Genomic DNA, 19,297 nt, shown 5'->3' with positions numbered 1-19,297 from the left:
CACCGCCTCAGCGAACATGCCCGCCTCGTACGAGCCGCCCTTCTGGTGGACGATCACCGCGAGCGGTTCGGCCGCGTTGATCAGGGCTACCAGGAGCACCATGTCTTCGGGGCGTCGGCGAGGCGGGTGCCCTCCTCGGCGAGGGCGAGTGCGGCCTGCTCGGCCTAGGTGAACATCGCGGACTCGCGCCAGGCGACGACCAGATGGAGCCGGACCGCGCTCTCGCCCCCGGCCTCCTTGACGTGCATGTCGATGCAGTGGCCGCAACCGTTGATCTGGCTGGCGCGCAACGACACCAGTTCCTGGGTGCTCCTCGGTAGCGGCGAGTCGTGGATCAGCAGGCCAAGGCCCGCGAACCGCTTGACGAACCTGGCCGCGATCTCGTTCTCGAACAGGTTGAACCCGGGGTCCATGGCATGTCGACCTGCTGGGCGACGGAGGCGGCATCAAGCAAGCCGGTCCTCAGGTCGGTGGCGGGGACGGGTAAGGTCGTCCGCCTGCTGCGGCCCGGCCGGGCGGGCTCACCGTCGAGGTGTCGCTGCGGCCGGTGGCGGGCAACCGCCGTGCCGCGCTGCTGGTCCGGCCGGGTGGCGTCCTCGACACCGTCCTCACGGTCCGCTTCGACGACGGTCTGTCTCGTCACCGGCCTCCACGCCGTCCGCACACGCGGAGCACCGCCCTGCTCCGCTCGGCGCACGCGATTCAGCCGCCCAGCCAGGCCAGGCTCGCCACCGTCAGCGCCGCGATGCCGGTGTCCAGGGTGGGCTGGACGACGGGGGCGAAGGTGGCGCTGTGGTTGACCGGGACGTCCTGGGTGACGGTGCCGTTCCTCGCGGCCTCGGCGTAGCGATCGGGGTCGGTGCCGCCGATCGCCCAGTAGGTGAACGGTGCGCCGAAGGCCCGGGGGATCTCGCTCATGTCCTCGCTGGCGGTCTGCAGTTCGACGGTGTGGGCGCCGGCGCCGAAGTACGCGGTGAAGGCGTCCGCGATGCGCCGGGTCGGTTCCTCGTCGTTGACGGTGGGCGGGAAGGAGGCGGTCCGCTCGATCTCGGGCGGCCGGGGGGAGCCGGAGGCGGCGCATTCGGCCTTCACGATGCGCTCGATGGCCTCCAGGACGTGCGTGCGCGTGGTGTCGTCGTAGGTGCGTACGTTGAGTTCGACGACGGCCCGGTCCGGGATGACGTTGGGGCCGCTGCCGGCGTGGATGCTGCCCACCGTCAGCACGGCGGGGGTCGTGGCGGCCAGCTCCCGGCTGACGACGGTCTGCAGCCGTACGACGATCATGGCGGCCGCCACCACGGGGTCGACGGCGGCCTGGGGCATGGAGCCGTGCGCCCCGCGGCCGTGGACGGTGACGCGCAGGCTGTCCGCGGCGGACAGGAAGGACCCCGGGCGGGTGCCGACATAGCCGGCCGGGTAGGGCAGGACGTGCTGGGCGAGTACGACGTCGGGCCGGGGGGACTTCGCCGTGAGACCGTCCTCGATCATGGCCCGCGCGCCGTTGCCCTGCTCCTCCGAGGGCTGGAAGAGGGCCACGAACGTTCCCCGCCAGGCGTCCCGGTGCCCGCTCATCAGCTGGGCGCAGCCGACCAGGCAGGTCACGTGCACATCGTGGCCGCAGGCGTGCATCACCGGCTGCTCGCCGCCGTCCGGGTCGGTCACCGTCTCGGTGGAGGCGTACGGGAGCCCGGTGCGTTCGCGGACGGGCAGCGCGTCCATGTCGGCCCGGGCCATGACGACCGGGCCGTCCCCGTTCGCGAGGACCCCGATGACGCCCGTGCCGCCGACGCCCTCGGTGACGTCGTAGCCGGAATCCCGCAGGGCGTCCGCCGCCTTCTGCGCCGTGCGGTGCTCCCGCAGACCGAGTTCCGGGTGCCGGTGCAGGTCCCGGTACAGGTCCTCCAGCGCGGGACGGACGGCGGCGAGGCCGTCCAGCACGGTACGGGCGGCGGCATGGTTCATCGGGGCTCCCGGCGTGGTGACAGCGCTTCGTCGCCCGTCGCATCGGCACCATGGGCGGGCCGTGACCGAGCCTACCCACGGCCCCGCTTCCGGCCACCCGGCGAGGACGCGGCGCGGGGGAGGGCCGTACGGGGGAGCCGGCCGGGGACCCGCCTGCGCGCCGGCCTGTGCGCCGGCCTACGCGCCGGGTTCCCGTGAGTCGCGGCGGGCCCTGGTCTCGGGCGGCTCCGGTGCGTTGAGGCTGTAGCGCAGGCCGAGCATGCGGATGAGGAAGCAGACCGCCGCCGCTCCGAGCGCGGCCGGCAGCCCGTACACCCCCGTCTCCACGGTGACCACGGTCACCGTGGCACCGACCAGGGCGGGGACGGCGTACAGGCCGGTGCGCAGCACCGAGGGGATCTGACCGACGAGCATGTCGCGGATGGTGCCCCCGCCCACCGCGGTGATCACGCCCAGCAGGATCGACGGCGCGACACCGAGCCCCGCGTCCAGGGCCTTGGTCGAGCCGATGACCGCGAACGTACTGAGTCCGACCGCGTCGAGCACGTTGATCGGTGCCTCGAGCCGCCGCAGGTGCCTGCTGAGGGCGAAGGCGAGCAGCCCGCCCACGGCGGCGAGCGTGTAGTAGCGCCAGTCGAGAAGCGTGGCGGGCGGCAGGGAGTCGATGAGGACGTCCCGGATGAAACCGCCGCCCATCGCCGTGATCATGCCGAGCACCACCACGCCCACCACGTCCAGCCGCGCCGCACGCACCGCCGTCAGCGCCCCGTTCAGCCCGAAGGCGAAGGTGCCGGTCAGGTCGAGGGCGAACAGCGCCACGGGCTGGGAGCTCATACCGGTCTGCATACCCCGCCGGACACCGGCAGCCCCCGTCGTCGTGGTCAGGCCGGGCCGTGCGGCGCGGACTTCTCGAGTTCGACGGCGAGCGTCTCCGCGTCGTACGGTCCCGTGTGCCGCCGGCCGCCGACGAAGAAGGTCGGTGTGCCGCGGGCGCCGCTGGCCTCGGCGCTGGCCGCGTCGGCCCGTACCCGTTCCGCGGTCCGCTCGTCGTCGATGTCGTCCAGGAACCGCCCGATGTCGAGCCCGATCTCGATGGCGTACCCGGCGATGTCCTCGAACTCCAGCCGGTCCTGGTGCGCGTAGAGCATGTCGTGCATCGGCCAGAAGCGGCCCTGCTCGCCGGCGGCGACGGCGGCGCGTGCGGCGAGGACGGCATGGGGGTGGACGTCGGGGAGCGGCAGGTGCCGGAAGACGTACCGCAGCCGGTCGCCGAACCGCTGCCGCAGTTCCTTGGTGACCCCGGTGGCGCGGGCGCAGTACGGGCATTCGAAGTCGCCGTACTCCACCAGGGTGAGCGGCGCGTCCGTGGGGCCGTCCAGGTGGTCCTCCTCCGGGTCGACCGGACGGTCCAGGCGCCGGGGAAGATCGGCCGACGTCTCGCCGCGCAGCACCGCGGCGAGGTGGAACACGAGCCAGCCCAGCGCCGTGGCGAACACGGCCGCCAGCAGCACACCCACGGTCGCCTGGGTGTACGGCACCGGATCCTCGAAGGCGAGCCGGACGATCAGGAGGGAGACGGTGAAGCCGATCCCGGACAGGACGGCGCCGCCCATCACATGTCCCGGTCCCACCCCCTGGGGGAGCCTTCCGAGGCCGAGGCGGGTGCCGAGCAGGGCTCCGCCCCAGACGCCCAGCAGCTTGCCGACGACGAGGCCGACGACGACGGCCCAGGTGAGCCATGAGGTCAGGGCGCGCTCCAGGGCACCTCCGCGCAGGTCGATGCCGGCGCCGGCCAGGGCGAACAGCGGGACGACCACGTAGCTCGCCCAGGGGTGCAGCATGAGCTGGAGCCGCTCGTTGACCGATACGGCGCGTTGCAGGCCGATACGGGCCGACGCCCCCACGTCGGCGCGGGGCGACTGGCGGAAGGCGCGGGCGAGCCGGGTGGCGCGGTCCACGGCCTCGGACGCGGGGGGATGGGCGGGGATGAGGAGACCGCCGAGCATGCCGGCGATGGAGGCGTGGAGACCGGCCCCGAGGGTGGCGAGCCACAGCGCGAGAACGACGAGGAGGTACGGGGCCGTCCGCCAGGCACCCAGACGGGTGAGCGCGGCGAGGACCACGCAGAGAGCGAGCGCTCCCAGCAGGGGGAGCAGACGGACGGTGTCCGAGTAGACCAGGCCGATCACGCTGACGGCGACGATGTCGTCGATGACGGTGATGGCCAGCAGGAAGACCCGCAGTTGGGTCACGAACCGGGGCCCCACCACGGCGAGCGCCCCGAGCATGAACGCCGTGTCGGTGCCGATGACCACCCCCCAGCCGCCGGCGGCCCCGCTGCCCGAGGCCATCGCCAGGTAGATCCCCGCGGGAACGACCATCCCGCCGATCCCCGCGATGGCCGGCAGCATGATGCGGCGGCGGCCGGCGAGCGCGCCGACCGAGACCTCGTAGCGCACCTCCAGGCCGATGACGAAGAAGAACAGGGCCATCAGGCCGTCGCTGACCCAGTGCCCGAGATCCATGGAGAGTTCGGCGTCGCCGACCGACACGGACGCCTCGGTCGCCCAGAGCGACTCGTACCCCTCGGACCAGGGCGAGTTGGCCCACACCAGGGCCACCACCACGGCCGCCAGGAGCAGCCCCGCGCTGCCGGCCTCCGTGGACAGATAGGCGCGCACCCGGTCGGAGAGCTGGGCGGCCAGTGATTGCCTCCCTGCCTCGGTCTGGGAGGTCCGGTCGTTCTTCGTGGGCGTCACAGGGTCCCCTCGCCGTCCCGCCGGCATCGAGTCGGTGGGGCACGGACCTTCCGGCACGGCGCGTCGACGGGCGCACGGTCCGGGAAGAGTGCCCGGCGGGGAGTCAGTCCGGGGCGCGGTGCCCGGCGACGAGGACCGTCAGCGGCCGACGCGGTGTGCGATGCATGGGGTGTCCCGTCCTCTCCGGTGGTCTCCTCCGTCCGATCGTTGCCCCTGGCGCGGATCTCAGCGCCCCGGGGGAGCGGTCCGTTGCGCCGTTCAGGTCACGGGGCGCCGGGGCGGGCACGCACACGGCCGGTGCGCGGGGCTCGGGGACGCGACGCCGCCCCGTACGTCTCCTTCAGCGGCGGCCCTTCGGAGTCGCCCGTGTCTTCGAAGGCGTCCCCCTGCGGCCCGCGACGGCCGCCGCCCGGCCGTCCACCGCGCCCGGATGCCCCACCGTGCCGAGGCCGAGCAGCACATGCCGTTCGGCGATCTCCGCCGCGCCGAGCGGACCGTCGGCCCGGTACCAGTTGGCCACGCCCTGGCACATGATGAGGACGGCCCGGACCGCGTCGGCTGGGATGGGCGTGGTGAAGACGCCCCGCGCGATGCCGGCCTCGACCGTGTCGAGCAGCATGTGCTCGAGATAGTCCCGCAGCGCCACGTAGCGGGCACGGTTGTCCGGTTCGAGACTGCGGATCTCGGTGTCGAGGAACGCCAGCCCCTTGCGGTTGGCCATGTAGAGCACGATGGACTCGACCATGGCGCAGAAGCGGGGGAGCGGCTCGTCGCCCGCCTCGGCGGCGGCGGCCCGGCAGCGGTCGAGGACGTCCTTCATCGACGTCTCGAGCAGGGTGGCGAGCAGAGCCTGCTTGTTCTCGTAGTGGTAGTAGAGGGCGGGGACGGTGACGCCCACCCGGCCGGCGATGTCCCGGACCGAAGTGCCGTGATAGCCGTGCTCGTTGAAGGCCTCCATGGCATGCAGGAGGATCGGGTGCAGATCGAGCGGGCCGTAACTGCTCCAGTGGGGTGGGGCGGTGGTCTCCTGGCTTGACTGCGCGCTCAACGGTGCTCCTCCGATGGAATGCCGGGCGAGCGCCATGGTACGTCCGTGGCGCGCCGCTACACCCACCCCATTCTACTTAACGACCGATCAGGAGCGGAGGGTCCCCCTCTCCGGTCCGGCGGGGGCGGACCGGTCCTCCGGGGCGCGGTCATCGGCCAAGTGGGCCCAATTTCCCTGTCGTTACTGTCGTTCGGGAAGTTCGCGGCGCCGCGGTCATTGACCCCTCTCTCACCCCGCTCTACCTTCTTAGCGAGCGCTAAGTAGAGCCCGGTTCGGGGGTTGGCCGCCCACCCCTGCCGCGAGAGAGGGACCCATGAGCTCGACCAGCGACACCGCCGACCGCCACGACGACGCGACCGGTCGCCGGACCACCCCGCCGCCGCTGCGCGCCGGTCCGCTGACCGGCGTGCGGGTGGTGGAACTCGCCGGGATCGGCCCGGCCCCCTTCGCCGCCATGCTCCTCGGCGACCTGGGGGCCGACGTCGTACGCGTCGACCGTCCCGGAGTGCCGCCCCTCGGCATCGAACCCGCCCGCGACGTCACCAACCGCAACAAGCGGTCCGTCCTCGTCGACCTGAAATCGGCGGACGGACCCGGCACCGTACGGGACCTCGCCGCCCGCGCCGACATCCTCGTCGAGGGCTACCGGCCGGGTGTCGCGGAGCGGCTCGGCATCGGTCCCGAGGAGTGCCGGGCCGTCAACCCGGCTCTGGTCTACGGCCGGATGACCGGCTGGGGCCAGGACGGACCGCTCGCGCCCACCGCCGGGCACGACATCGGCTACATCGCCACCGCGGGCGCCCTCGGCATGATCGGCGACCCGGACGGCCCGCCCGCGATCCCCGCCAACCTGCTCGGCGACTACGCGGGCGGCTCCCTCTACCTCGTCGTCGGTGTGCTCGCCGCGCTGCTGACCGCCCGTGCCACGGGCCAGGGGCAGGTGGTGGACGCGGCGATCGTCGACGGCACAGCCCACCTCACCGCCATGATCCAGGGCATGCTCGCCGCCGGCGCCTGGCAGGACGGCCGCGGCCGCAACCTCCTCGACGGAGGCTGCCCCTACTACGCCGTCTACGAGACGGCCGACGGCGGCTGGATGGCGGTCGGCGCGCTGGAGCCCCAGTTCTACGCCGAGTTCGTGAAGCTCCTCGGCATCGACACCGACGACCTGCCCGACCGCTTGGACCCGCGCGGCTGGCCGGAGCTTCGCGCCCGGCTGGCCGCGCGTTTCAGGACCGCGGACCGCGATGCCTGGACCGCCGTCTTCGAAGGCACGGACGCCTGCGTGGCGCCCGTCCTCTCCCTCGGGGAGGCCGCCCGCCATCCCCACCTCGCCCACCGCGGCACCTTCACCGAGGAGCGCGGCATCGTCCAGCCGGGAGTGGCCCCCCGCTTCTCCACGACCCCCGGCACCCTGCGCCGCCCGCCCGCCCCGCCCGGCGCCCACCAGCACGAGGTGGCCGAGGACTGGCGGGTCCCCGCCCTGACCGCCGCCCCGCACCCCACCGGCACCCACCCCGAGGACGGACGCTGATGGAACTGTCCACGCCCCTGCAGTACGCGGGCGACCCGCGCAGGGCCGCCGACGAGGCCGCCGCACTGGAGTCCGCGGGGCTCGACGCGATCTGGGTCGCCGAGGCCTACGGCTTCGACTCACCGACCGTCATGGGATACCTCGCCGCCCGCACCGAACGGCTGCGCATCGGCTCCGCCATCCTCAACGTCTACTCCCGCACCCCCGCCCTGATCGCCCAGACCGCCGCCGGACTGGACGCCCTCACCGGCGGACGCGCCCTGCTCGGCATCGGCGCCTCCGGCCCGCAGGTCGTCGAGGGCTGGCACGGCCGGCGCTACGACAAGCCGCTCGGCCGCACCCGGGAGACCATCGGCCTCGCCCGGCGCATCTGGCGCCGCGAGGTCATCGAGCACCACGGCATCACCGACATGCCGCTCCCCGCGGAGAAGGGCGGCACACTCGGCAAACCCCTCAAGCTCCTCACCCACCCCGTCCGCGACACCATCCCCGTGTACGTGGCGGCCCTCGGCCCCGCGAACGTGCGGATGACCGCCGAGATCGCCGACGGCTGGCTGCCGTTCCTCTACGCGCCCGAGCACGCGGCCAAGGTCTGGAGCGGCCCCCTCGCCGAGGGCACCGCCCGGCGCGACCCGTCGCTGGGCCCGCTGTCCGTCGTGGCGGGCGGACCGCTCGCCGTCGGGGACGGCGCCGAGGAGGTCCGCGACCTGATGCGTCCGCTCGTCGCCCTGTACGTGGGCGGCATGGGCGCCCCCGGCCGCAACTTCTACTACGACCTGGTCTGCCAGTACGGCTACGAGGCCGAGGCCGCCGCCGTCCAGGAGCACTACCTGGCGGGCCGCAAACGGGAGGCCGAGGCCGCCGTCCCGGCCGAACTCTGCGAACTCCTCTGCCTGGCGGGCCCGGAGGGCTACGTACGGGACCGCATCGAGGTGTTCCGCGAGGCGGGCGTGACCATGCTCAACGTCACACCCGTCGGCCCCGACCCGGCCCGGCTCGTCGAGAAGGTCCGCAACTGGCTCTAGCCGGCGGCCCGTTGCCCAGTACAACCACCGACGCGGAGACGACATGCAGCGAGACATCTACACCGCGGACCACGAGGCGTTCCGCGACACCGTGCGCACCTTCCTGGAGAAGGAGGTGCTGCCGCACCACGACCGCTGGGAGCGGGAAGGGGTCGTGAGCCGGGAGGTGTGGCGCGCGGCCGGCCGGCAGGGCCTGCTGGGTCTCGCCGTCGACCCCGAGTACGGCGGCGGAGGCACCGACGACTTCCGCCACAGCGCCGTGCTCATCGAGGAGTTCGCCCGCGCCGGCGCGTCCGGCCTGGCACTCAGCCTGCACAACGACATCGTCGGCCCGTACCTGACCCGCCTCGCCACCGAGGAACAGAAGCGCCGCTGGCTGCCCGGCTTCACCTCCGGCGAGACGATCACGGCCGTCGCGATGACCGAACCCGGGGCGGGCTCCGACCTCCAGGGCATCCGGACCACGGCCACCGACCAGGGCGACCACTATCTCCTCAACGGCGCCAAGACCTTCATCTCCAACGGCATCCTGGCGGACCTGGTCGTCGTCGTGGCCCGCACCACCCCCGAGGGCGGCAGCTCCGGGCAGAGCCTGCTCGTCGTGGAACGCGGCATGGACGGCTTCGAACGGGGCCGCAACCTCGACAAGATCGGCCAGAAGGCGCAGGACACCGCCGAGTTGTTCTTCGACGACGTGAGGGTGCCGAAGGAGAACCTGCTCGGCGGGGAGAACCAGGCGTTCGCCGCGCTCATGGCCAACCTGGCACAGGAGCGGCTGGCCATCGCCGTGGGCGCCGCGGCAGCGGCCGAGCACATCCTCGAACTCACCGTGGACTACGTGAAGGAGCGCGAGGCCTTCGGCCGTCCGCTCGCCCGGCTCCAGCACATCCGGTTCGAGATCGCCGAGATGGCCACCGAATGCGCCGTCACCCGCAGCTTCGTCGACCGCTGCATCACCGAACACAGCGCGGGACGGCTGGACGCCGCCCATGCCTCGATGGCCAAGTGGTGGGCCACCGAACTGCAGAAGCGGGTCGTCGACCGGTGCCTCCAACTGCACGGCGGCTACGGCTACATGACGGAGTACCGGGTCGCCAGGGCGTTCCTCGACGGCCGCATCCAGACGATCTACGGCGGCACCACGGAAATCATGAAGGAGATCATCGGCCGCTCGGTCCTCGGCTGACCCACCCCTCGCGCCGCACATCCTCCCAGTGAAAGGCCTCCTCGTGAGCACCGAAGCGTATGTGTACGACGCGATCCGCACTCCGCGCGGGCGCGGCAAGGCGAACGGCGCCCTGCACGGGACCAAGCCCATCGATCTGGTCGTCGGGCTGATCCACGAGCTCCGTGACCGTTTCCCGGACCTGGATCCGGCGGCCGTGGACGACATCGTGCTCGGTGTCGTCGGCCCGGTCGGCGACCAGGGCTCCGACATCGCCCGCATCGCCGCGATGGCGGCCGGACTTCCGGACACGGTGGCGGGGGTGCAGGAGAACCGCTTCTGCGCCTCCGGTCTGGAAGCCGTCAACATGGCGGCGGCCAAGGTCCGTTCGGGATGGGAGGACCTGGTCTTCGCCGGGGGCGTGGAGTCCATGTCCCGTGTCCCGATGGGCAGCGACGGCGGGGCCTGGTCCATGGACCCGCTGACCAACCACGACACGGGTTTCGCTCCGCAGGGCATCGGTGCGGACCTCATCGCGACCATCGAGGGGTTCTCCCGGCGGGACGTGGACGAGTACGCGGCCCTGTCGCAGGAGCGGGCGGCGACCGCCTGGAAGGAGAACCGCTTCGAGCGGTCGGTCGTCCCGGTGCGGGACCGCAGCGGTCTGGTCGTCCTGGACCACGACGAGCACCTGCGTCCGGGCACCACCGCCGACTCGCTGGGCAAACTGAAGCCGTCCTTCGCGGACATCGGCGAACTCGGCGGTTTCGACGCCGTGGCGCTGCAGAAGTACCACTGGGTGGAGAGGATCGACCACGTCCACCACGCGGGCAACTCCTCCGGCATCGTGGACGGCGCCGCCCTGGTCGCCATCGGCTCCCAGGGAGGCCGGCGAGCGCGGCGGGCTGACGCCGCGTGCGCGGATCGTCTCCGCGGCCGTGTCCGGGTCCGAGCCGACCATCATGCTCACCGGCCCGGCCCCGGCGGCCCGCAAGGCGCTCGCGAAGGCGGGGCTGACCATCGACGACATCGACCTGGTCGAGATCAACGAGGCGTTCGCGGCGGTCGTGCTGCGTTTCGTGAAGGACATGGGTCTGTCGCTGGACAAGGTCAACGTCAACGGCGGTGCGATCGCGCTGGGGCACCCGCTGGGTGCGACCGGCGCGATGATCCTGGGCACGCTCGTCGACGAACTCGAACGCCAGGACAAGCGCTACGGCCTGGCCACGCTGTGCGTCGGCGGTGGCATGGGCATCGCCACCATCGTCGAACGCCTCTGACCGCCCCCAGCGACCCGCCACCTCTAACGGAGACTCCCTCATGACCGAGAGCACCACCATCCGCTGGGAACAGGACGCCGACCAGGTCGTCACGCTGGTCCTGGACGATCCCGGTCAGTCCGTGAACACCATGAACGCGGCGTTCATCGACTCCCTCGACGCGGTCGTCGACCGCCTGGAGGGCCGCCGCGACACCCTCAGGGGCGTCATCGTGGCCTCCGCGAAGAAGACCTTCTTCGCCGGGGGAGACCTGCGCGACCTGAGCGCGGTCACCCCCGAGACCGCCGACCGCTCCTTCGAGGCGGGCATGCGCGTCAAACGCGCCCTGCGCAGGCTGGAGACGCTGGGCGTGCCCGTCGTGGCCGCCCTCAACGGCACCGCGCTGGGCGGCGGTTACGAGATCGCGCTCGCCTGCCACCACCGCGTTCTGCTGGACCGCCCCACCGCCCGGGTGGGACTGCCCGAGGTGACCTTGGGCCTGCTCCCCGGCGGGGGCGGAGTGACCCGCACGGTACGGATGTTCGGGATCGCCGACGCGCTGCAGAAGGTGCTCCTGGAGGGCAAGCAGTACGCGCCGGCGCCCGCGCTCGCCGCCGGCCTGGTCGACGAGATCGCCGCCGACTCGGCCGAACTGCTCGACAAGGCACGGGCGTTCATCGACGCCCACCCCGAGTCCGCCCAGCCCTGGGACCGGCCCGGCCACCGCATCCCCGGCGGCACCCCGGCCCACCCCGCGTTCGCCGCCCACCTCCCCGCCTTCCCCGCCACGCTCCGCAGGAAGCTGGCCGGCGCGCCCTACCCGGCCCCGCGCAACATCCTCGCCGCCGCCGTCGAAGGCGCCCAGGTCGACATCGACACCGCGTTCGTCATCGAGGCCCGCTACCTCACCGACCTGGTGACCGGGCAGACCACGAAGAACATGATCCAGGCGTTCTTCTACGACCTGCGGGCCGTCGACGCGGGCGCCAACCGCCCGCGGGACCTGCCGGCCCGCACCGTGACCAAGGTCGCCGTCCTCGGCGCCGGGATGATGGGCGCCGGTATCGCGTACTCCTGTGCCAGGGCCGGGATCGACGTGGTCCTCAAGGACGTGACCGTCGAGGCGGCCGAGCGGGGCAAGGCGTACTCGGCGCGGCTGCTGGACCGGGCGGTGGCCGCGGGCCGGGCCACCGACGCCGAGCGGACCGCTCACCTCGACCGGATCACGGTCACCGCCGACGCCCATGACCTGGCGGGCTGCGACGCCGTGATCGAGGCGGTCTTCGAGGACCCCGGCCTCAAGGCGAAGGTGCTGAAGGAGGCCGAGAGCGCGGTCGCCGCCGACGCCCTGCTCTGCTCCAACACCTCCACCCTGCCCATCACCTCGCTCGCCGGTGAGGTGAGCCGTCCCGAGGACTTCATCGGGCTGCACTTCTTCTCGCCGGTGGACCGGATGCGGCTGGTGGAGATCGTCAAGGGCGAGCGGACCGGCGACGAGGCGCTGGCCCGCGCCTTCGACCTGGTGCGGCAGATCAGGAAGACCCCGATCGTCGTCAACGACTCGCGCGGCTTCTTCACCTCCCGCGTCATCGGCCGCTTCATGGACGAGGGCGTCGCCATGGTCGGCGAGGGCTACGACCCGGCCACCGTGGAACAGGCCGCCGCCCAGGCGGGCTACCCCGCGAAGGTGCTCTCCCTCATGGACGAGCTGACCCTCACCCTGCCGCGCAGGATCCGCAACGAGACGAAGCGGGCCGTCGAGGAGGCCGGCGGCACCTGGACCGCACACCCCGCCGAGGCCGTCGTCGACCGCATGATCGACGAGTTCGGCCGCCCGGGCCGCAGCGGCGGCGCCGGCTTCTACGAGTACGGCGAGGACGGCCGGCGGACCCGGCTCTGGCCCGGACTGCGGGAGCACTTCGCCGACCCGGCGCTGCGCGAGGCCGACCTGACGGAGCTCAAGGAGCGGATGCTCTTCGTCGAGGCCCTCGACTCCGTGCGCTGCCTGGAGGAGGGGGTGCTGGTCTCCGTCGCGGACGCCAACATCGGTTCCCTCCTCGGCATCGGCTTCCCGGCCTGGACCGGCGGCGTCCTGCAGTACATCAACGGCTACGAGGGCGGCCTGCCCGGATTCGTCGCCCGGGCGCGTGAACTCGCCGCACGCCACGGGGACCGCTTCACCCCGCCCCCGTCGCTGCTGCGCAGGGCCGAGCGCGGCGAGACCTTCACCGACGACTGACACCGCCCACCCGAACCCCCTCGCCACCCCCCGCTCCGACCCCGACCGTCCAGCACGCCAGGAGGCCGTCATGACACCAGCCCCGCGCACCGACGGGGAACCAGCGGTACCGTCCACGCTGCCGCTGCTCGTGGAACACAACGCCCGCACCCACCCGGACCTGCCCGCCCTGTCCTGGCGCACACCGGACGGCAGCGGATGGACCACCCTCGACTGGGCGCGGGTGAAGGAGCACACCACCCTCCTCGCGGCCGGGTACGCGGCACTCGGCGTCGGCCGCGGCGACCACGTCCTGCTGATGATGGCCAACCGCTGCGAGCACTGGCTGTCCGATCTGGCCCTGGTCCGTCTCGGCGCCGTGCCCGTCAGCGTCTACGGCACCTCGGCGCCCGAGCAGATCACCCACATCGCCCGCAACTGCCGGGCCGCCCTGGCCGTCGTCGAGGGCGCCGCGCAGGTGGAGCTGTGGGCGCCGCTGCTGGACGACGCGGCGACCCCGCTGGCCCGGCTTGTCGTCGTGGAACCGGGCGAGGAGGGACCGCACCTGCCCTACGCGGCGCTGACCCGCGACCCGGTCCCCGAGTCGTTCGAGAAGTCGCTGGACACGGCCGGCCCCGACGACCCGCTGACCGTCGTCTACACCTCGGGCACCACCGGGGAGCCCAAGGGCGTGGTCCTCACCCACCGGCAGGTGCTCGCCAACGCCGTCGCGCTCGACGCGGCGGTGGAACTCCCGCCGCACGTCGAGCACATCTGCTACCTGCCGTTCGCCCACATCGCGGAACGCATGCTGGGCATCTACCTGCCCTGTCACCGCGCCTCGCACGTCTACCTGTGCGCCGATCCCACCGCCGTGGCCCAGGCGGTGCGCGAGCTGCGGCCCCGGCAGTTCTTCGGAGTGCCGAGGATCTGGGAGAAACTGGCCGTGGCCGTCCGCGCCGGGCTGGACCGGCTGCCCGAGGAGCAGCGGCAGGGCGTGGAGAAGGCCATGGAGGTGGCGCGCGAGCACGTCGGGTACCGGGAGCGGGGGCAGACACCGCCCGCCGAACTGGAAGCCATGTACACCCAGTTGCGGGAGAAGGTGCTCCAGCCGGTGCTGGCCGCGGGCGGACTCGACCGGGTGACCTGGACCGCCAGCGCCTCCGCTCCCATGCCGCTGGACGTGGTGAGGTTCTGGTCCGGTCTCGGTGTGGTGATCATGGATGCCTGGGGTCTGACCGAGACGACCGGCGTGGCCACCACCAACAGCCCGCGCACCGGTTTCCGGCTCGGCTCGGTCGGCCGGCCGGTCTCGTCCGTCGAGGTGCGGATCGCCGGGGACGGCGAGATCGAGGTGCGGGGCGCCTCCGTCTTCTCCGGATACCTCCAGCCGGACGGCTCCGTACGGTCGGTGCTGGACGAGGACGGCTGGCTCGCCACGGGCGACATCGGCCGGGTCGACGAGGACGGCTATGTGTGGCTCACCGACCGCAAGAAGGAGATGATCATCACCTCGACCGGGAAGAACGTCTCCCCGGCGCTGGTGGAGAACACCCTCAAGGAACACCCGCTGATCGGGCAGGCGTTGGTGCACGGCGACAACCGGTCCTACCTGGTCGCCCTGCTGGTGCTCGACGCGGAGGCCGCCCCCGCCTGGGCCGCCGCCCGGGGCATCGACGCCGGGAACGACCTGGCGGCCCTGGCCGCCCACCCCGGCGTACGCGAGGAGGTCGACCGCGCGGTCGCCGCGGCCAACACCCGGCTCAACCGCACCGAACAGGTCAAGCGGTACCGGCTGCTGGCCCGCGAGTGGGGTCCCGCGACCGGGGAGCTGACACCGTCCCTGAAGATGCGCCGCCGCGTCATCCGCGACCGGCACGCCGCCGAACTGACGGAGCTGTACGACGAGTAGGCGCTCCTCGCAACCGACGGCCGCCCCACGGAATCCCGTGGGGCGGCCGTCGCCGTACCGGCGTCTACAGCCCGTAGCTCCGGCCGATGATGTCGCGCTGGATCTCACTGGTGCCGCCGTACACGGTGGAGACCACCGCGGCCCGCAGATGGCGCTCCATGCCGTACTCGGTCGCGTAGCCGTAGCCGCCCATCATCTGCATGCACTCCAGGGCGACCCGCTTGGCGGTCTCGGTGGCCTTGAGCTTGGCCATCGACGCCTCCCGGGGGAACAGCCGGTCCGGTTCGGCGTCGCAGTCCGCCGCCACCTCACGCACCAGCAGCCGGGTGCACTCGATCTCCGTGGCGAGGTCGGCCACCCGGTGCCGCAGCGCCTGGAAACTCCCCACGGGCCGGCCGAACTGCTCGCGTTCGCCGATGTAGGCGACCGCGTCGTCGAACGCCCTGCGCGCCAGGCCCAGCATGTTGGCGGCCAGGAACAGCCGCTCGTGGTTCAGCCCGGCCATCAACTGCTTCCAGCCCGCGTCGACTTGCCCCACCACCGCGTCGGCGGGCAGCCGTACGCCGGTGAAGAACACGTCGTTGACCTCCCTGCCGCCCATGGTCTCGATGCCGCGGATCTCCACGCCCGGGGTGTCCGCCGGCACATGGAACATGGTGAGACCCTTGTGCTTGTCGGCGCCGGTCCGGGCCACCAGCAGGATGCTGTCGGCGAGGTGGGCGTTGGAGATCCACGTCTTCTGGCCGTCGACCAGCCAGCCGCCGTCCGGCTGCCGTTCGGCGCGGCAGCGCAGCGCGCCCACGTCCGAACCGGCGCCGGGCTCCGACATGGCGATGGCGAGCACACTGCCGCGCGCCACACCACCGAGCACCTCCCGCCGCTGCGCCTCGGAACCGAACGCCTCATAGGCCTTGGCGGTGATGACGGTGGTGACGAAGCCGCCCGCGGGCACCATGCCGTAGGAGGTCTCCTCCAGGAACACGCACGCGTCGCCCAGGCCGCCGCCCGCGCCGCCGTACTCCTCCGGGAGGCAGACCCCGAGCCAGCCCAGGTCGGCGAGCATGCCGTAGATCTTGGGGTTGTGCGGCTCCCGGCCGTCCCGGGTCAGCGCGGCGCGCTGTTCCCGGGTGCCGCACTCGCGCCGGGCGAAGTCCCGGACCGCGGCTGCGAAGTCCGACTGCTCCGCGGTGAGACGACTTCCCATGAGGGCCCTCCGAAGATGTGGGATACAGATGTATGGGCTATGTTTCACTGTTTCTCGGTGGAGGGGGGCCGGTACGGTGAAAGACACCATGAAGACTTCTGGCAACGAATCCCCGCTCGCCCGTGCCCTCGCCCGGCCGGAGACGGAGGAACGGCTGGCGCGGCAGATCCTCGACGCCGCCCTGGAGCAGTTCACGACCTTCGGCCTGCGCCGTTCCTCGGTGGACGACGTGGCCAAACGGGCCGGGGTCTCGCGGGTCACGGTGTACCGGCGCTTCCGCAACAAGGAGGGACTGGTCGAGGCGTGCCTGCTGCGCGAGGTCAGCCGCTTCTTCCGGGAACTGGACGACGCGGTCGCCCCCCTGCCGACCATGCAGGACAGGGTCGTCGAGGGATTCGTCGTCGCCCTGCGGCACACCAGGGCCCACCCGCTCTTCGGGGGCCTGCTGCGGCTGGAACCCGAGGTGGTCCTGCCGTACCTGACCGTCGGCGGCGGCCCCGCCCTCACCGTCACCACCGACTACCTGACCTCCCACCTGAGGCGGGCCCGGCACAGCGAGGGCCGCCCGGAGTCCGACCCGCGGCCGGTGGCGGAGCTGATGGTGCGGGTCGCCGTCTCCTTCCTCCTCAACCCGGCCGGCTGCATCGAGCTCGACGACGAGGAGCAGTCGAGGGCCTTCGCCCGCCGCTACCTCGCCCCGCTGCTCGACGCCTGACCGGGGGCCCCGGGGCCCCCGGACGCCACCGTGCCGCGCGGGTCCGCCCGGCCGGCCCTCAGTGACGGGCGTGCAGCCGTCGCATGAGCGCCACCGCGCGCGCCTTCGCCGCGGGCGGGGCGGTGAACGACGTCAGATCGACCGGGGGAGCGAACCGCCGGACCGTGACCGACTGCGGCGCGGTGAACGCCCGCAGCCCCTCCGCGCCGTGGATCCGGCCGAATCCCGAGTCCCCCGACCCGCCGAACGGCAGGGCCGGAACCGAGGCGAAGCCGAGCACCGCGTTCACCGACACCGCCCCCGCGCGCAGCCGCGCCGCGATCGCCGCACCCGCGCGGCGGCTGCCGCAGAACACCGCCGCGCCCAGCGCGTAACGGGAGGCGTTGGCACGCCGCACCGCCTCGTCGACGTCCGCCACGGCGTTGATCGCCACGGTCGGCCCGAAGGTCTCCTCGGTCATCGCGGGGGAGTCCTCCGGTACGTCGACCAGGACCACCGGCGCCACGAACGGCCCGTCCGGCGGCTCCGGCGCGCCCAGCGGCGCCCGCGCACCAGCCGCCAGGGCGGCTTCGACGTGCCGGCGCACCACCTGGTCCTGGCCCGGCATCGTCATCGGGCCGTAGGCCGCGTCCGGACCGCTCCACGGCCGCAGCGAGCGGGCCCGCTCCACCACCCGGTCGACCAGCTCCGCGTGCACGGTGCCGACGGCGTAGACCCGCTCCACGCCCGCGCAGGTCTGGCCCGCGTTGCCCAGCGCCCCCCACACGATCGCGTCGGCGGCGGCGTCCAGGTCCGCGTCCGCGGTGACGAGGACGGCGTCCTTGCCGCCGCACTCGGCCAGGAACGGGGTGAGCGAGCGGGCGCACTCCTCCATCACCTTGCGCGCGGTCCCCGGCGAGCCGGTGAACGCGAGCTTGTCGACCCCGGACGCGGCCAGCGCGGCGCCCGTCTCCGCGGCACCGGTGACCACGGTGAACAGCCCGGCGAACTCGGGCACCGCCCGGTCGAAGAGCGTGGCGAGCAGCGCTCCGGTGCCCGGGGTGTACTCGGACGGCTTGAACACCACCGCGTTGCCCGCCGCCAGCGCGTACCCGATCGAACCCATGGGTGTGTAGACGGGGTAGTTCCACGGGCCGATCACCCCGACCACACCGAGCGGCCGGTGGACCACGGAGGCCGACTGGTTCGCCGCGGGCAGCCCGGTGCGCACCCGGCGCCGGCGCAGGATCCGCCCGGCGTTGCGCGCGGCCCACGCCAAGTGCTCCAGGGTCAGGAGCAGTTCCAGCTCGGCGTCCCCCAGCGGCTTGCCCGTCTCGGCCGCGACGGACCGGGCCACCGTGTCGAGCTCCGTCGCCAACGTCCGCTTCCACCTGAGCAGATGGGCGCGGCGACGGGCGGCCGGGAGCGCCGCCCAGCGCACACCGGCCGCCCGCCCCCGCTCGACCGCCCGCGCGACGTCCTGCGGCCCGTGGACCGGATGGGTGGCGATCGGGCTGCCGGTGGCCGGGTCCCGGGTCGTGAACGTCTCCGTCGCCGAGTGGGTGGTGTCGGTCATCGTTTCTCCAGCGGTGAGGTTTCGTCGGCGAGCGGTTCGAGAGGTCTGCCGTGTGCCCAGTGCGGGCCCAGGTCGTCCAACGTCCAGCCGAACGGATAGCTACGGGGCCTGGGCCGGTACCCCCACCACGAGGGCCGGGCCGGTAACAGGCGTACGAGGGCGGCCCGGGCCCGCAGGACGCGGTGGGCCGCCGCACGCGCCGCACGCGGCTGCGGCTCGAACCCCAGGGCCGCGAGCAGGGGTTCGTCGAGCAGGGCCAGAATGAACCGCACGGCGAGCGGGCGCAGCGGTCGCGGGTACCACTCGGCGATGACGCGCAAAGTGGCCGCGGCCACCCGCCGGTTGGCGGGATCGGGGGCGAACATCTCCTTCTCGTAGGAGTCCAGGAGGTGTTCAAAGCCGGCGTAGTCGGCGGGCAGGTCGCTGATGCCCATCATCGCGCCCATCCGCCGCCCCACCAGGGCGAGGCTCTCGGTCTCCTGCCAGGACAGGCGGCGCCAGCCGTAGCGGTCGATCCACCGCTTCGGCCCGACCACGGTGGTGGCCAGCACGTACAGGTAGTCCTCGTTCGGTATGCGGTAGCGGCCGTGGATCCGGTTGAGGTGCCGGGCGGCCGCCCGCCCGTGCGGCGAGTCCATGCCGTCGCGGACCATCTCATGGGCGAACAGGACCGTGTCGTCGTACCGCTTCTGGCCGGCGCGCTCGAACTCCTGGGTGCGGTCGAGCAGCCGGGAGATGCGGGGGACCCCGTAGTCGCGCAGGAACGCGGTGGACAGGCCCTGGAGGTAGTCCCAGGGGAACTCGTACCGGGTGAGCAGGGCGAAGATCTCCTCATGGTCCTGCTGCGGGTCCATGGTCCGGATCTGGCGGAGCCGGGTGTAGCGGCCCATCGGTGCTGCCTCCTCATCGGGACGGGGTGCGCGGGCCGGCGTCCGGGCGGC

13 protein-coding genes and 2 pseudogenes are annotated in these 19,297 nt (G+C 72.8%); 7 read left to right on the top strand and 8 right to left on the bottom strand.

Translation table 11 applies throughout. The features are described 5' to 3' along the window. Positions 1–3 precede the first annotated feature (3 nt). The 5 genes and pseudogenes from ACZ434_RS13450 to ACZ434_RS13430 all read right to left on the bottom strand — a co-directional run. Positions 4–413, bottom strand: a pseudogene (locus ACZ434_RS13450) (carboxymuconolactone decarboxylase family protein); the annotation flags it as partial. A gap of 289 nt (positions 414–702) precedes the next feature. After that, the gene (locus tag ACZ434_RS13445) at positions 703–1,962 is read right to left on the bottom strand and encodes an amidohydrolase (protein ID WP_468455041.1); all 1,260 of its coding nucleotides are present in this window, start codon (positions 1,960–1,962) and stop codon (positions 703–705) included. 177 nt (positions 1,963–2,139) lie between these two features. Continuing rightward, complete coding sequence (locus ACZ434_RS13440; protein ID WP_468455039.1) at positions 2,140–2,796, bottom strand: trimeric intracellular cation channel family protein; 657 nt, start codon at positions 2,794–2,796, stop codon at positions 2,140–2,142. Positions 2,797–2,843: 47 nt separating this feature from the next. After that, positions 2,844–4,721 (bottom strand): Na+/H+ antiporter NhaA, encoded by a 1,878-nt coding sequence (gene nhaA, locus ACZ434_RS13435; protein WP_468455037.1) that lies wholly within the window; start codon positions 4,719–4,721, stop codon positions 2,844–2,846. Positions 4,722–5,061: 340 nt separating this feature from the next. Beyond that, on the bottom strand, positions 5,062–5,769 hold the full coding sequence (locus ACZ434_RS13430; RefSeq protein ID WP_468455035.1) for a TetR/AcrR family transcriptional regulator: 708 nt from the start codon (positions 5,767–5,769) through the stop codon (positions 5,062–5,064). A 313-nt stretch (positions 5,770–6,082) separates the two neighbouring features. On the opposite strand from ACZ434_RS13430, the gene ACZ434_RS13425 reads away from it, so the two are divergent. The 6 genes and pseudogenes from ACZ434_RS13425 to ACZ434_RS13400 all read left to right on the top strand — a co-directional run bounded on the left by ACZ434_RS13425 (position 6,083) and on the right by ACZ434_RS13400 (position 14,882). Beyond that, complete coding sequence (locus ACZ434_RS13425; RefSeq protein ID WP_468455033.1) at positions 6,083–7,303, top strand: CaiB/BaiF CoA transferase family protein; 1,221 nt, start codon at positions 6,083–6,085, stop codon at positions 7,301–7,303. Continuing rightward, positions 7,303–8,328, top strand: a complete 1,026-nt coding sequence (locus ACZ434_RS13420) for an LLM class F420-dependent oxidoreductase (RefSeq protein WP_468455031.1) — start codon at positions 7,303–7,305, stop codon at positions 8,326–8,328. Before ACZ434_RS13425 ends, ACZ434_RS13420 begins: the two co-directional genes overlap by 1 nt. A gap of 43 nt (positions 8,329–8,371) precedes the next feature. Then, the gene (locus ACZ434_RS13415) at positions 8,372–9,514 is read left to right on the top strand and encodes an acyl-CoA dehydrogenase family protein (protein ID WP_468455029.1); all 1,143 of its coding nucleotides are present in this window, start codon (positions 8,372–8,374) and stop codon (positions 9,512–9,514) included. Positions 9,515–9,557: 43 nt separating this feature from the next. Continuing rightward, positions 9,558–10,773 (top strand): annotated as a pseudogene (locus tag ACZ434_RS13410) (acetyl-CoA C-acetyltransferase). 40 nt (positions 10,774–10,813) lie between these two features. Beyond that, positions 10,814–12,991 carry a 3-hydroxyacyl-CoA dehydrogenase NAD-binding domain-containing protein gene (locus ACZ434_RS13405; RefSeq protein ID WP_468455027.1) on the top strand — a complete coding sequence of 726 codons (2,178 nt, stop codon included), beginning with the start codon at positions 10,814–10,816 and terminating at the stop codon, positions 12,989–12,991. Between the two features lie 70 nt (positions 12,992–13,061). Beyond that, positions 13,062–14,882: an AMP-dependent synthetase/ligase gene (locus ACZ434_RS13400; protein WP_468455025.1), complete on the top strand. Its 1,821-nt coding sequence runs from the start codon at positions 13,062–13,064 to the stop codon at positions 14,880–14,882. Between the two features lie 64 nt (positions 14,883–14,946). Here ACZ434_RS13400 and ACZ434_RS13395 read toward each other — a convergent pair whose 3' ends face one another. Then, positions 14,947–16,086, bottom strand: a complete 1,140-nt coding sequence (locus tag ACZ434_RS13395) for an acyl-CoA dehydrogenase family protein (protein WP_468455023.1) — start codon at positions 16,084–16,086, stop codon at positions 14,947–14,949. A gap of 88 nt (positions 16,087–16,174) precedes the next feature. Here ACZ434_RS13395 and ACZ434_RS13390 point away from each other — a divergent pair, with 88 nt between their 5' ends. Next, positions 16,175–16,801: a TetR/AcrR family transcriptional regulator gene (locus ACZ434_RS13390; RefSeq protein WP_468455021.1), complete on the top strand. Its 627-nt coding sequence runs from the start codon at positions 16,175–16,177 to the stop codon at positions 16,799–16,801. 58 nt (positions 16,802–16,859) lie between these two features. Here ACZ434_RS13390 and ACZ434_RS13385 read toward each other — a convergent pair whose 3' ends face one another. Together ACZ434_RS13385 and ACZ434_RS13380 are read right to left on the bottom strand one after the other, a co-directional pair. Beyond that, positions 16,860–18,356, bottom strand: coding sequence for an aldehyde dehydrogenase family protein (locus tag ACZ434_RS13385; protein ID WP_468455019.1), 1,497 nt, complete (start codon positions 18,354–18,356; stop codon positions 16,860–16,862). Then, positions 18,353–19,246 carry an oxygenase MpaB family protein gene (locus ACZ434_RS13380; RefSeq protein ID WP_468455018.1) on the bottom strand — a complete coding sequence of 298 codons (894 nt, stop codon included), beginning with the start codon at positions 19,244–19,246 and terminating at the stop codon, positions 18,353–18,355. Before ACZ434_RS13380 ends, ACZ434_RS13385 begins: the two co-directional genes overlap by 4 nt. Between the last annotated feature and the right edge of the window lie 51 nt (positions 19,247–19,297).

It is taken from the genome of Streptomyces sp. NPDC030893 (assembly GCF_055571535.1).
This window is presented reverse-complemented; position numbering and strand designations above follow the sequence as displayed.